Raw genomic sequence first — 13,619 nt, 5'->3', positions numbered from 1 at the left:
AATTACAGACTCGGGGTGAATTCATCTCCGCAATCGCCTATATCGAGGTCCGATATTTCGATTGGATTCTCCCCGATGCCTCCCTCCACCGCCGTCCCCCCGACGAGCGCTGCTGAGCCCGAGCCCAACGGCCTGGCTGCTACCTGGAAAAAACTCTGGCCCTACCTGTGGCCGCACGGCAGGCTTGATCTCCAGCGCCGGGTCTTCCTAGCGTTCGGGCTCCTGCTCGTGGCGAAGGGGGTGACCATGGTGACGCCGTTCGCCTTCAAATGGGCGACGGATGCGCTGGTGGCCGCCACCGGTGGCGCCAGTGGGGGACCGGAAGCCGCGGCCACGGCCGGTTCATGGCTCTGGAAAGCGCCGATCCTGCTGACGGTCATCTACGGCGTCACCCGCATTCTCATGGCGGTGCTGACCCAGGTGCGCGACGGCATCTTCGCCAAGGTCGCCATGCATGCGGTGAGACAGCTCGCCCTGCAAACCTTCGAGCACATGCACCGCCTGTCCCTGCGCTTTCACCTGGAGCGCAAGACCGGCGGCCTGACCCGGGTGCTCGAGCGCGGGCGCGAGGGCATCGAGGAGCTGTCGCGCCTCGTGGTGCTCACGCTTCTCCCGACGATCCTCGAGTTCCTGCTCGTGCTCGGCCTGCTCGCCTGGGAGTTTAACTGGCTCTATTCCGCTGTCGTCTTCGTGATGGTGGTGATCTATCTCGCCTATACCTACAAGGCGACCCAGTGGCGGATCGAGATCCGCCGGCAGATGAACGATTCCGACACGGATGCCAACACCAAGGCGGTGGATTCGCTCCTCAACTACGAGACCGTCAAATATTTCGGAGCCGAGCAGCGGGAAGCCGCGCGCTACGACCGCTCCATGGCGGGCTTCGAGAAGGCCTCGACGCAGACCTATACCTCGCTCGCCGTGCTCAATGCCGGACAGGCGGTGATCTTCTCCATCGGCATGGCCGTCGTGATGGTGCTGGCGGCGCAGGACATCATCGCCGGTCGCGCGTCCATCGGCAGCTTCGTGCTCGTCAACGCCATGCTGGTGCAGCTCTATATCCCGCTGAACTTCATGGGCATGCTCTATCGCGAGATCAAACAGGCCCTGATCGATATCGACGACATGTTCGCAATCATCGAGCGCAACCCCGAGATCCAGGACAGGCCTGGCGCCAGGCCGCTCCAGGTGGCGGAAGGTGTCGTACGCTTCGAGGACGTGCATTTCGCCTATATCCCGGAACGCCCGATCCTCAAGGGCGTGAGCTTCGAGGTGCCGGCCGGGCATACGGTCGCCATCGTCGGCCCCTCGGGTGCAGGCAAATCCACCATCTCCCGCCTGCTGTTCCGCTTCTACGAGCCCACCAGCGGCCGCATCCTCATTGACGGCCAGGACATCGCCGAGGTGCAGCAGGCTTCGCTTCGCAAGGTCATCGGCATGGTCCCGCAGGACACGGTGCTGTTCAACGACACCATCGGCTACAATGTCCAGTACGGCCGTTGGGATGCGACGCCGGAGGAGGTGAGGGAGGCCGCACGCCTTGCCCAGATCGACCGTTTCATCGGCCTGCTGCCGGAAGGCTACGACACGCCGGTGGGCGAGCGCGGCCTGAAGCTCTCAGGGGGCGAGAAACAGCGCGTGGCCATCGCCCGCACCATTCTCAAAAGCCCGCCGATCCTGGTGCTCGACGAGGCGACCTCGGCGCTCGATACCTTCACGGAGAAGGAGATCCAGGACGCGCTGGACAGGGTCAGCCGCGGCCGCACCACCCTCGTGATCGCCCATCGGTTGTCCACAGTCATCGGAGCAGACGAGATCATCGTTCTGGACCAGGGGCGGGTGGTCGAGCGCGGCAATCACGCGAGCCTGCTGGCCCACGGTGGCGTCTATGCCGCCATGTGGAACCGCCAGCGCGAGGCGGATCTGGCCCGCGAAACCCTCAAGCGGACGGAGGCGGAAGAGCGCAGCCCCGAGAGCGTGGCAGGTTGACGGAAGCGCGTTCCCCTGCCATCCCCGATCAAACGCTCCTAGGGCTTGAGAAAATATGACCGATATCCTGGAATCGATGCGCCGCATCTTCGTGCCGATCCACAAGGAGGGCTATCCCTTCATCCTGATCGCGCTGTTTGCGACGATCGTTTTGGCGTGGCTGTGGTCGCCGCTGGGCTGGATCGGTGCGATCCTGACCGTATGGGTCTGCTACTTCTTCCGCGATCCCCCGCGGGTCACGCCTCTCCGGGAAGGCCTCGTGGTTTCCCCCGCCGACGGGCGGGTGAACCTCATCACCACCGCCGTGCCCCCGGCCGAGCTCAATCTCCCGCCGGAGCCGATGACCCGCATCTCGGTCTTCATGAACGTGTTCGACTGCCACGTGAACCGCTCGCCGGTCACCGGGCGGATCGCCCAGATCCTCTATACGCCGGGCCTCTTTCTCAATGCCGAGCTCGACAAGGCGAGCGAGGACAACGAGCGCAACGCCCTCGTCATCGAGACGGCCGGTACCAAGATCGGCGTGGTCCAGATCGCGGGCCTCGTGGCGCGCCGCATCGTGTCCTTCGTCAAGATCGGCGACCACTTAAGCACCGGCGAGCGCTTCGGACTGATCCGGTTCGGCTCGCGCCTCGACATCTTCGTGCCGCTCAACGCCCAGGTTCTCGTCGGGCTCGGCCAGACGGCTGTCGCGGGCGAGACGGTGCTGGCGGATCTGACTGCCAACGAGCCGGCCCGGCAGTATCGGGTGGGCTGAGATCACTCGCCTGCAGGGAAGGAAACCTTCCCTGCAGGCCTTCCGGACGGAACCGTCCACAGCAGTTTGCGCTTCTCCCATAGCCCGCAAACTGCCCAGCTCTGCTTGCCCGTCGGGCTGGTGCCTCCTAGGTTGTTGCCATGAGTGACCTTTTCCCGCCCTTCGCCCCGGATCCGAACGAACCGCGCAAGCGGCTCTTCAAGCCGGTTCCGTTCCGGATGATCGCCCCGAACATCATCACCTTGATCGCCCTCTGTCTCGGGCTCTGGGCGATCCGGCTGGCCTTCGACGGGCAATACGAGAGGGCCGTCGTTGCGGTGATCGTCGCCGCCTTCCTCGACGGCGTCGACGGGCGGATCGCCCGCCTCCTGAAGGGAACCTCCCGCTTCGGCGCGGAACTCGACTCCCTGGCCGACTTCCTGAATTTCGGTGTGACCCCGGCGCTGATCATCTACAGCTTCGTCCTGCACGAGCTGGGGCGGGTCGGATGGATCGGCTCCATCGTGCTCGCCATCGCGGCGGCTCTGCGCCTCGCCCGGTTCAACGTCATGATCGACGATCCCAACCGGCCGGAATGGAAGAAGAACTTCTTCGTCGGCATGGCCGCCCCCATGGGCGCCATGTGTGCCCTGCTGCCGCTCTACCTGTCCTTCCTCGGCACGCCGATCCAGGATTCCTCGGTAGCGCCGGTCATCCTCGTCTATGTGGTCGGCATCGCCTTTCTCATGGTCTCGACGATCCCGACCTATTCCGGAAAGACCATGGGCAAGTACGTGCCGCGCCAGTGGGTTCTGCCGATCTTCGTCCTGTCCGTCGCGGCCTTCGGCCTGCTCATCAGCTTCCCCTGGGAAATGCTGAGCCTGATCACAGTCGTCTTCCTGCTGACGATCCCGGTCAGCGTGATGCGCTACCGCAAGCTGGGACAGCAGGACAGCTTGCGCGAAGCCGAGGCCAAGCCGTCCCCGTCCGGCGTCGAGCCGCCGCCGGTCGCCTGACCGGCTTGATTCAATTATCCCCGGTGCCATGCTGTCGCCGGGGTCGAGGGGTCCGGCCGGATCCCGCAGCGTGGAGAGAGAAGTGACGTCGTCTTTCGAGGTTTCGAATCCCAGCGGGCGTCCGAAGCTCATTCTCGCATCGGCCTCGCCGCGCAGGCTTGCCCTGCTGCAGCAGGGCGGCATCGAGCCCGACGCGCTTCTGCCTGCCGATGTGGACGAGACGCCGCTGAAGAACGAAGGCGCGAAGGAACTCGCCAAACGGCTCTCGCGCTCGAAGGCGGAAGTGGCGCGCAGGGTCGCCCGAACCCGCGAGGACCTGAAGGATTCCTACATTCTCTCGGCCGATACGGTGGTGGTGGTCGGCAAGCGCGTGCTGCCGAAGGCCGAGGTGGTCGACGAGGCCGCCGCCTGCCTGCGCCTGCTCTCGGGCCGGCAGCACCGGGTCTACACCTCGATCTGCCTGATCACGCCGAAGGACACGATCCGCGAACGCTTCGTGGAGACGCGGGTGCGCTTCAAGCGCCTGTCGCGGGATGAGTTCGAGCGCTATCTTGCCTCGGGCGAATGGCGCGGCAAGGCCGGCGGCTATGCCATCCAGGGGCTTGCCGGCACCTTCGTGGTCAAGCTCGTCGGCTCCTATTCGAACGTGGTCGGGCTGCCGCTCTACGAGGCGGCCGCGCTCCTCGACGGGGAGGGCTATCCCGTCCGCTCGACCTGGCTCGACGCGGCCTGAGGCCCTTTGTCCCTCGCCGTGAACCGGTCTTGCGCGGGACGAGCGCGGCAACCACGTTGCCGGTTCAGGAAAGGAGGCGCGGAATGAACGCTGCCAACGAGAACAAGCCCCTGACGTCGTCCGGCAAATGCCCGATCTGCGGCAAGCCGGCGGAGCAGGCCTATCGGCCCTTCTGCTCCAAGCGCTGCGCCGATGTCGACCTGAACCGCTGGCTCTCCGGAACCTATGCGATTCCCGCCGTCGAGAGCGAGGAAACCGACCAGGACGAGGACGACCGGGAAGCCTGAGCCGAAAATTCCCCGAACTTTTGTCGGCCGGGGTGCTGGACATGGAGCGCAGGTCTGACTATACACCCCTCCACGACGCGCACGGCTCCGCCGCGCATCGGATGCCCAGGTAGCTCAGTTGGTAGAGCATGCGACTGAAAATCGCAGTGTCGGTGGTTCGATTCCGCCCCTGGGCACCACTCCTTCATATTAATCCTTATAACTCAAAGGTTTGATGCCGCCGCTGCCGAGCATCTGCGGAGGTGCGAAACACAAGGTGCGAAAGATCGCACACGATCTGTTCACCCTTGGGATACGAAAAAGCCGCCCAACGGGGCGGCATTTTCGTACCGGCTTCAATGGTTACGCAACCTGTCGAGCATTATAGTCGTCCAGCATCTGCTCCATAGCATGCTGCCGCATGTAGGAACGAGCGTAGTGGTCAAACTGCTTCTCGGTAGTGTGGCCGCTGATCGCCATGATCTGCCGCTTAGGATAGTTCTGCCGAATGAGTTCAACGATCCCCGCCTTGCGGAGGCCATGAGCCGAGCACTGCGGTAGTCCCGCATGGTCGCATACATCCCGGAACCAGTTCGTGAAGCTCTCCTTCACCCATGGGGTGCCCCGTTCAGATACCAAGAACACCATCTCGCCTGCGCTTGAGGTTGCCTCAACGATCTGTTGTAAGTCATCGAAGAACGGGACGTAGGCCGTAACGGCTTTAGCGGTACCTCCATTCTTTTCCTGCCGAAATTTGAAGATTGAACGACCTTGGCTATCCTTCGTGAGCCACTGGCGACCCAATCGGACGATATCTCCCCTGCGTTGGAGGGTCCGGATGAGCAACTCCATAGCAAGACGTTCCTTTGTACCAATAGGATACGTGTTGCGGAATTTTTCCACATCTTCTGGCGACCAGCAGTAAAATCCATCAGAATTTCCCGGATACGCAGAGATGCCCAGCGTAGGATTAACATGAATGTCCAACCCGGAGTGGTTCACGGCCCACTTGAACAGCGCTCGCAATACCTTCAGCCACGAGTTCGCACTCTCGGTGTTCGACATCACCTCAACTTCCTCGCCCTCTTCAATAGTGACCTCCCAGCGGATGCGACTGTCGCGAAGATATTTCACCCACTTCGGAGAAAACTTATCGAGCGGCCAGTCGGCAAATGTGTAGCCGTCGATAGATGGGTGCGACTGGGCTCGAATGAGATTTAGGATATTGTTACGCGATTTCTTCGTGCTCTCCTTAAGCTTCCGCCATTGTGGGTTGGTTGAGTGCGTATACTGGTTTATGAGCCACCCAAGAGTAGGCTTTTCTGCAATTGATTTCCGTGCAGGCTGCGGCGCAATAATTGTTGTTAAAGCAGATTCTGGAAGAGGCCGGTTCTCGTGGATAGCCCAGTAGACCTCCGAGAATCCCTTCGTGCCGATCTCATCTCTAATTCGAACCCGTTTGGTGCCTTTCCCCCGCCAGTAGAACACCGTGAGTTTCCCATGGCGGGACAGTTCCGGATAACAGTACATGAAGCTCGATAGCGCTTTCTTGGCTGTATCGAGCGTTTTCTGTTGGGCCTTGGTTTTTGCTCTCGGCATGGTCAGTCCCACATGTTGTCGTGAGTGACTGTCGTCGTGGAGATGGAGATGAGGCCATTCGTTTCTTCACGATAGGGGAGGCGGTCGTAATAGTCGTCGAGGTCGCGAATATCCCAACTATTGCGGCCACGAGCTTTGCGAGGCTGAGGCATCTCACCATCGCAGATCATCTTACGAAACGTCTCAATAGATTTCACGCCGATGTAATATGCAGCTTGTTCCTCGGACAGGCCGCGCGGCAGGCATCCGGGCGGGAGCGGGTGTTTGGGGGAATGAGCAGTCGTAATCACTTCAACAATACCTTTCAGTGGCCGGGAAAATTCCGGCATGAAGTGAAGGTACGGGTTCACCCTCCGAAAAAGCAAAATTGAAATTTTGATGCGACATCCTGTCAAACCCGACATGTTGGAGATGTTGCCGAGCAAGCAAAAGTCGGTTTGAACGGACGATCCGGGAGGTGGGGCAGGGACTTCAACATTGCCCCTCCAGCGGAGGGCAGCAGAACCGCGAGCGAGATATTTCAGCAAGAGCTACCGGGATGATGGATACCCGTCTGGACAATTTTCGCCGGTCGCCCACGCTTCCTTATGATCCCGGCTTCACGCTCTTCTTTTCGGATAGCTTCTCGGGCCTTCCTCTTGCTCAATCTGCTGCGGATCGTGGCTTTGGCGACTTGAGCCTGCTTCTCCGCTACCGTCTTCACGTCTTTGGGCCGACCGACAGGCTTCGGCTTGTGCTCATCGACACCGCCTCGGCGACATGCTCCAAAATAATTTTGAAGGAATGTCCGGTGGCTTCGATGAACTCCTCAGGAAGAGCGCCTGGGCAAGATCGTAGACGCGAAATTCTACATCGCGGGTGTCATCCGGTACGCGAAGAGACGAACGCGAGAGCGGACAGAGGTTCTCTCAATGTGGCTGCGGACAGGGTTTCGTCCTATGGCCCAACCTGCACTTCGACTGTGGCAAGCGGTGAGAACGGCGGTGCAAAATTTGACCACGGTAGCGGCGGGATAGACCCGCTGCGGGCGGCGCAAAAGTCGTCCACCTATTCCCTTTCTGCCGGTTGCAGGGAGGGCTGGGGGATTTTCACCGTGGAACTTTACCGGAAGGTTCGGCTGGCGTGCTCTGAAGGCATGAGCCAGCGCGAGGCGGCGAAGCATTTCAACATATCGCGCGACAGCGTTCGCAAGATGATGGCCTATGCGGAGCCGCCCGGCTATCGGCGTCATGCTCCTGTCCGGCGCCCGAAGCTGGAAACGTTCGTCCCGATCATCGATGCCTGGCTGGAGGGCGATCGGTCGGTTCACCGCAAGCAACGCCATACGGCGAAGCGGGTGTTTGACCGGCTCCGGGAGGAGCATGGGTTCACCGGCGGCTATACGACGATCAAAGACTACATCCGCGAGCGCGAGCGGCGATGCCAGGAGATGTTTGTGCCGCTGTCGCACCCACCCGGCCATGCGCAGGCCGACTTCGGGGAGGCGGTGGTCGTGATCGGCGGGGTGGAGCAGAAAGCGCATTTCTTCGTGCTTGATCTTCCGCACAGCGATGCGTGTTTCGTCCGGGCCTATCCCGCGGCTGTGTCTGAGGCCTGGGTGGACGGCCACATCCAGGCCTTTGCCTTCTTCGGTGCGGTGCCGCAGTCGGTGCTCTATGACAATGACCGCTGCCTGGTGGCAAAGATCCTGCCGGACGGGACGCGCAAGCGGGCGGCGTTGTTCAGTGGTTTCCTGTCGCACTACGTGATCCGGGATCGCTACGGTCGTCCGGGCAAGGGGAACGACAAAGGGAATGTGGAGGGCCTCGTCGGTTATTCCCGTCGCAACTTCATGGTGCCAATCCCGAACTTCCCGAGCTGGGAGACCTTCAACACCTGGCTGGAGGGGCAATGCCGCAAGCGGCAGGATGACAAGCTGCGGGGGCCGGCCGAGACGATCGGCCAGCGCCTGCAGCGGGATACCGCGGCCATGCGTCCCCTGCCGGCCTCGCCATTTGAGGCCTGCGATCAGGCCAGCGGGCGCGTCTCATCGCAGTCGCTCGTGCGCTACAAGACCAACGACTACTCGGTGCCCGTGGCCTGGGGCCATCAGGATGTCTGGATCCGGGGCTATGTCGACGAGGTGGTGATCGGCTGCCGCAGCGAGGTCATTGCGCGCCATCCCCGCAGCTACGAGCGGGAAGAGGTGATCTTTAATCCGCTACATTACCTCCCGTTGATCGAGAACAAGATCAACGCACTCGATCAGGCCGCTCCTTTGCAGGGATGGGACCTGCCCGAGGAGTTCGCGACCTTGCGCGGCTTGATGGAAGTCCGCATGAACAAGCAGGGCCGGCGCGAATATGTGCAGGTGCTGCGGCTGCTGGAACTCTTCAATCTCCCGGATCTCCATGCTGCGGTGAAGCAGGCCCTGCAGATGGGGGCGATCGGCTTCGATGCGGTCAAGCATCTGGTCCTGTGCCGGGTGGAGCGCAGACCGCCGCGGCTGGACCTCGATGTTTACCCCTATCTGCCGAAAGCCAGGGTCGAGAAGACATCGGCGGCGGCCTATATGTGCCTGATCTCGGAGGATGCCGCATGAGCGCTGAAGCTCCCGAGATTTTGCTCGCCCACCACCTCAAGGCGCTCAAACTGCCCACATTCCTGCGCGAGCACCAGAAGCTGGCCCGCCAATGCGCCACCGAGGGGCTTGACCATGTCCGCTTCTTGGCCCGGCTCGTGGAGATGGAGCTGATCGACCGCGAGCGGCGGATGGTCGAGCGGCGCATCAAGACCGCGAAGTTCCCGGCCGTCAAAAGCCTCGACAGCTTCGACTTCGCCGCCATCCCGAGACTGAACAAGATGCAGGTCCTAGAGCTGGCGCGTGGCGAGTGGATCGAGCGGCGCGAGAATGTCATTGCCCTCGGCCCCTCCGGCACCGGCAAGACCCATATCGCCCTGGGGCTCGGGCTGGCCGCCTGCCAAAGGGGACTGTCCGTCGGCTTCACCACAGCCTCTGCCCTGGTCAGCGAGATGATGGAGGCCCGTGACGAGCGCCGCCTGCTTCGTCTCCAGAGGCAGATGGCCGGATACAAGCTGCTGATCATCGACGAACTGGGCTTCGTGCCCCTCTCGAAGACCGGGGCGGAGCTGCTGTTCGAGCTGATCTCGCGACGCTACGAACGCGGCGCCACCCTCATAACCAGCAATCTGCCCTTTGACGAATGGACCGAGACCCTTGGCTCAGAACGCCTTACGGGCGCACTTCTCGACCGACTGACCCACCATGTCAGCATCCTCGAGATGAACGGCGAGAGCTACCGTCTTGCTCATAGCCGATCGCGCAAACGGCAAACATCGTCCTGAAATCAACCCGATGACAATTGGCCCAGGGGGCCAATGCGCCATGGCACGCGCCAGCTATGTGGTCAGCGCGCCCGCCACTGGCCCAGTTTTGCGCCGCCCCGTGGTCGACTTTTGAACCGCCGTTGACAGCCATATCAGGTGGTCAAGGAATGGGTACCTTTTTGGCGCATTTAGCACAAACTGTCAGAGGATATCCCGCGAAGTTGCCTCTATGGCTATGCCTCTGAGACGTAAGGCTCAGCCATGAGGCCGCAACTCGGCTCGCCTCAGAGGCTTGGTAGCGTCCCCGCACGAGGATATGTGGTGGCGTGTGGCTGATCATGCTGTGGTGCGATGCAAGGCAATCTGGTGTTCGTGATACTGCGCTTGGTGTAAAATGCTCCCAAGAACAAGAATGAGGGAGGCTTACCATGTCACGAGCCCCGATCTACGAACCAGCCGCCCTGTCCCAGCCTGATCGTAGTGTTCTGACCGTAGAGATACAGCGGGTGCTGGCTGTGCTGTCCGAAGTCGAAGCCTGCTACGAGAGTAACCGAGAGTGCCTCAAGGGCTGGTCTGGCCCTGACGCGATCAGAGCGCGCTTCGTCGAGCAGCTTGACGCTTACCATGCCGAGGCGCGGGGGCCGCTCGTCCAGCGTCTGGCTGATCTGCATCAGCAGATCACCATGGCGTCAATCATCCAGAGCCTGGGCGGTTCTCGGCACTGAGATGTCGGGATCGGAGCAGTTCTGAATGAGGCGAGACCGTCTCGTGGTTAGTGCCTGCGTTGCTCATCCCGTTGGGGAGCATAGCCCCGGTTGGTTCGGCCATAATCCGGGACGTGTTCGTCTGGTCCGCGCCGCTGACCATGGATCAACCACGCCAGCGCGTACCCAATGGCTCCTGCCACAAATAGCGCGAGCAACGGGCTCTCTGTCACCCGGTGGGTTACGGCTTGCTGGCCCTCGCGAATGTACCGCTCTGCCTCCGGGTACTGTTCTCGTGCCTGTCGGGCGTAGCGCTCGCCCTGGCTGTACACATTTCCGGCTGCTTCGGTGGCATTCCCGGCGACATCGTTGAGCGCCTCCCGCACCTGATCCAGAACGTGCTCGATTGAGCCCTGTTCTGCTCGGCTCTGCTGGTCATCCGCCAATGAGGAATTGGCTTCCTGATGAGGCTCAGGGCCTTTGGTGATGGTGACAGAGATCGGATCGCTCGTCGGGAAGGTCTCCTCGATGGCATGGTCGAGCCGTGCATCGAGGTTCTCCTGCGAGTTCTCAGGCAGCTTGTTATCGGGAGGACACTCCGCAGACTTATGCTCCTCTCGGTCAGGAGTGGATTGGCTGCTGACACCGGATGCGTTCACCATCTGAGCCCTCCCGAACATTCAAAGCAGGTGTGTCGGCAACCTGCACCCCTTGTAACGCCAAGGCTGCGAGCGCCGTTCCAGGATGCCTTAACCTATGCAAAGACCTTGGCTGCAACCCGATCAGGGAGGATTGAGGCAGCATGACTGTGACGGACTGGGCTGGCTTCCCGATGAGGGGCTGCAATCGACGGGTGAGCATCCGTTCAGTGGTCCGGTAGCGACCGATCATATCCAGACCCTGCCTGAGCGGACCGTCGAAAGCAGCAGCGAACAAGGGAACATTGCCTGCCACTCTCCCGATTGTCTGAGCGCGCTCAGTTTCGACCGCTCTAAAGCGTTCGATGGACCATTTCACAATGGTTTCGTCCCAGTCCAGGCGACAAACGGCACTCGATTTCCGCATGGGTGAGCAACCGATATCAATACCAGGAACGGAACCACGAATCGGGAGCATGGTAGTCTGACCTATCAGAGTTTCGGTGTGACCGATTGCTCGGCAGCAGCAGCGGCTCGGTCGAACTCAGCCTCCAGGCGGTCGTTCACGCCTCTTAGCCCCACCACAACCTCACGCGCCCAGGCCACATATTCGAGTCTGCGCTTCACCGACCATTCGGGCGACGGACTGGTGCTGATCGTCCTAAGATTGCTGGTCTTGTCGGCGAGCTTGATGACCCTTGCCCGATTAGACTTCTTGGACGCATGTGCGACCTGTAAGCGCTTCCGCTCCTGCTTCTCCAGAGATTTGTCGTCAGTGACCTCCTCGATCAGGGAAGCCACATCCTCTCCAAAAGCCTCCGCAATCATCTCACGTGGCACCTCCTGATCCTCGATGGCGTCGTGGAGAAGCGCAGCAACAACGAGGTTCGTGTCTTTGCCGTCAGTCGCATCGCCAACCAGCATCGCTACTTCCAGTAGGTGGTTGATGTAGGGCTCCTGAGCCACTCCTTTGCGTTTCTGATGCACGTGCCAACGGGCGGCAGCATCAGCAGCCTTCAGGACGGTGATCCATTCTTTCATATCGATATTCCTTGTGTCTGGGGATGTGGGTGAAGAAGGGTGGAATTGCTTTTCCTGTCGGCAGGCGGATGGTTGAACACAGGGATATATCCTGCCCTCCAGACTACAAGTTGGGTTCGGGTTTAACTTTTCGCCTCAATGTGTCCCACGTGCTCGGTCCTCAAACAGGTATGGTTCACAGGCGATCCCGTCACCGTCCCGGTCCAGGCTCGCCCTGTACCCTGGAAAACCCTTGTACAGAGGTGCTATGCCCATCCGACGAGCCGAAGTGCAGTCGGTGATGTAGGCAGCTTGGAGCCGCACTTGCTCGGATGGCCAAAGGTTAGACCTCCAGGCCCACGTGTAGAGGATATAAGTCGCGACGGCGGCTAACCCGGCTATGACGATGATACGATCCCATGAGCGGCGTTTGAATTTGCGAGCACCTCGGCGGCTGAAGCTCCGATCCGAGACAGCCTGGAAGCGACGCTTGAGCTTCTGCACTTCTATCGCGGGAGCGCGACCAGTGTAAACGTGCCACCCCTTTGGCTTAGACTTCATCTGCCTTCCACGGATCGAGTGCAGCGATAGGCAGCAGGACGTACAAGCAACAGCTACGTGAGAGCTTCATCCATCTTCCTGTGCCAAAATAGAGTTATAATCGACCGGAAGCCGGAAGCGCTCGACGATGGCTGCTGCGTGCGAGATAAGCCGCTCGTCTCCGGAGCGGCTCCAAGCCTTTAGCACATCAGAATAGCTGCACCAGACAAAGGCAACTTCATCACCCGCCACCCGATCTGCGAAGTGGCGAACCTCATCTCGGTGTGCGTTGATTTGGGTCCGCGAGACGGCACGGCCACTTGGCCAAGTGTCAGGCTCGGCAAAAAGAGAGAGCAGGACTGGCCTTTTGTCCGTGTACTCGGGAGCGCGATGCCCAGCGGTGCGTAAGCCAAAGGCATGTTTTACGAGTTGCGCGGCATCCAAGTGACGGAAGCTCAGGGAGCCATCCCGCAGGCTATCCCGAATACCTTCGTAGCCCTTCATGGAGTCGCCCCATACCGGACGCCAATACGCCTCTGATAGCGCAGTAGGGGTCTTCGGGCGGTATGGTTCGTAACGTTTCGACTCGACGCCTATCAAGGTGTCGCTGGTCTCTACCAGGAGGTCGAGGCAGGGATGGCGTCCGCCGCTCCAGGGGAAGCGCAAAACAACCTCCGGACGCATCCGTGTTGCAGGCCAGTGATGATTCTCTGTACCTGGGAGGGGAGGGAGGTCGCCGGGTCTATGAAGGAATGGACCGAAGGCATTAGCCACAAGTGCGGACGATGATTCTTCACTGAAGAACTTGCCGCTCTCGATCTCATTGCCAGGAGCCGCTCCATAAGCTGCCCAGATCACATCAAGAGGAAGGCCCGGAAGGATGGTGGCTTCGAGGCGGCTACGCACACCTGAAGCAGAACTGAGTTCGGGGTCTGACATGTAGAAAGGCTTTTACCGGAAGCATGGTTATGACTTCTAGGATCAACAGACCCCAGCTAAGTCTAGCTACCATAATAATGAGGTCGCATACAAACGAGGCCCGCCGTTTCTC

At 60.8% G+C, this 13,619-nt stretch carries 14 protein-coding genes and 1 tRNA gene; 9 read left to right on the top strand and 6 right to left on the bottom strand.

Annotated features, from left to right (window positions below; genetic code table 11):
* Nucleotides 1-75: 75 nt before the first annotated feature.
* The 6 genes from BB934_RS04105 (at nucleotide 76) to BB934_RS04080 (ending at nucleotide 4,940) form a co-directional block, all read left to right on the top strand.
* On the top strand, nucleotides 76-1,989 hold the full coding sequence (locus tag BB934_RS04105; protein ID WP_173909418.1) for an ABCB family ABC transporter ATP-binding protein/permease: 1,914 nt from the start codon (nucleotides 76-78) through the stop codon (nucleotides 1,987-1,989).
* Between the two features lie 55 nt (nucleotides 1,990-2,044).
* Nucleotides 2,045-2,746, top strand: coding sequence for a phosphatidylserine decarboxylase (locus tag BB934_RS04100; RefSeq protein ID WP_099508484.1), 702 nt, complete (start codon nucleotides 2,045-2,047; stop codon nucleotides 2,744-2,746).
* Nucleotides 2,747-2,886: 140 nt separating this feature from the next.
* On the top strand, nucleotides 2,887-3,741 hold the full coding sequence (locus BB934_RS04095; protein ID WP_099508483.1) for a CDP-alcohol phosphatidyltransferase family protein: 855 nt from the start codon (nucleotides 2,887-2,889) through the stop codon (nucleotides 3,739-3,741).
* Between the two features lie 82 nt (nucleotides 3,742-3,823).
* Entirely contained in the window at nucleotides 3,824-4,474 is a 651-nt protein-coding gene (locus BB934_RS04090) for a Maf-like protein (RefSeq protein ID WP_237050181.1), read from the top strand.
* Nucleotides 4,475-4,557: 83 nt separating this feature from the next.
* Nucleotides 4,558-4,761, top strand: a complete 204-nt coding sequence (gene yacG / locus BB934_RS04085; RefSeq protein ID WP_099508481.1) for a DNA gyrase inhibitor YacG — start codon at nucleotides 4,558-4,560, stop codon at nucleotides 4,759-4,761.
* Between the two features lie 103 nt (nucleotides 4,762-4,864).
* Nucleotides 4,865-4,940: transfer RNA gene (locus BB934_RS04080), tRNA-Phe, on the top strand.
* 163 nt (nucleotides 4,941-5,103) lie between these two features.
* Here the strand turns inward: BB934_RS04080 and BB934_RS04075 are convergent.
* A complete protein-coding gene (locus BB934_RS04075; RefSeq protein ID WP_099508480.1) occupies nucleotides 5,104-6,339 on the bottom strand; it encodes a tyrosine-type recombinase/integrase in 1,236 nt (411 codons plus the stop codon).
* Nucleotides 6,340-6,341: 2 nt separating this feature from the next.
* Nucleotides 6,342-6,764 (bottom strand): hypothetical protein, encoded by a 423-nt coding sequence (locus tag BB934_RS04070; protein WP_237050180.1) that lies wholly within the window; start codon nucleotides 6,762-6,764, stop codon nucleotides 6,342-6,344.
* 668 nt (nucleotides 6,765-7,432) lie between these two features.
* Between BB934_RS04070 and istA the strand changes: the two genes are divergently transcribed.
* The 3 genes from istA (at nucleotide 7,433) to BB934_RS04055 (ending at nucleotide 10,391) form a co-directional block, all read left to right on the top strand.
* Nucleotides 7,433-8,920, top strand: a complete 1,488-nt coding sequence (istA, locus tag BB934_RS04065) for an IS21 family transposase (protein ID WP_157933989.1) — start codon at nucleotides 7,433-7,435, stop codon at nucleotides 8,918-8,920.
* Nucleotides 8,917-9,684, top strand: a complete 768-nt coding sequence (istB, locus tag BB934_RS04060; RefSeq protein ID WP_099508287.1) for an IS21-like element helper ATPase IstB — start codon at nucleotides 8,917-8,919, stop codon at nucleotides 9,682-9,684. The genes istA and istB overlap by 4 nt, the downstream gene beginning before the upstream one ends.
* 410 nt (nucleotides 9,685-10,094) lie before the next feature.
* Complete coding sequence (locus BB934_RS04055; RefSeq protein ID WP_099508479.1) at nucleotides 10,095-10,391, top strand: hypothetical protein; 297 nt, start codon at nucleotides 10,095-10,097, stop codon at nucleotides 10,389-10,391.
* A 47-nt stretch (nucleotides 10,392-10,438) separates the two neighbouring features.
* On the opposite strand, the gene BB934_RS04050 is transcribed toward BB934_RS04055, so the two are convergent.
* The 4 genes from BB934_RS04050 to BB934_RS04035 all read right to left on the bottom strand — a co-directional run bounded on the left by BB934_RS04050 (nucleotide 10,439) and on the right by BB934_RS04035 (nucleotide 13,507).
* A complete protein-coding gene (locus tag BB934_RS04050) occupies nucleotides 10,439-11,032 on the bottom strand; it encodes a hypothetical protein (RefSeq protein ID WP_099508478.1) in 594 nt (197 codons plus the stop codon).
* 468 nt (nucleotides 11,033-11,500) lie between these two features.
* Nucleotides 11,501-12,049: an HD domain-containing protein gene (locus BB934_RS04045; RefSeq protein WP_099508477.1), complete on the bottom strand. Its 549-nt coding sequence runs from the start codon at nucleotides 12,047-12,049 to the stop codon at nucleotides 11,501-11,503.
* Nucleotides 12,050-12,184: 135 nt separating this feature from the next.
* Nucleotides 12,185-12,304, bottom strand: coding sequence for an excalibur calcium-binding domain-containing protein (locus BB934_RS48960; RefSeq protein ID WP_237050179.1), 120 nt, complete (start codon nucleotides 12,302-12,304; stop codon nucleotides 12,185-12,187).
* A 351-nt stretch (nucleotides 12,305-12,655) separates the two neighbouring features.
* Nucleotides 12,656-13,507: a hypothetical protein gene (locus BB934_RS04035; protein ID WP_157934024.1), complete on the bottom strand. Its 852-nt coding sequence runs from the start codon at nucleotides 13,505-13,507 to the stop codon at nucleotides 12,656-12,658.
* Nucleotides 13,508-13,619 lie beyond the last annotated feature (112 nt).

This window comes from Microvirga ossetica, from assembly GCF_002741015.1.
In the GTDB taxonomy this organism is placed as follows: domain Bacteria; phylum Pseudomonadota; class Alphaproteobacteria; order Rhizobiales; family Beijerinckiaceae; genus Microvirga; species Microvirga ossetica.
Note: the sequence above shows the minus strand (reverse complement) of the source record. Positions and strands in the feature narration are given on the sequence as shown.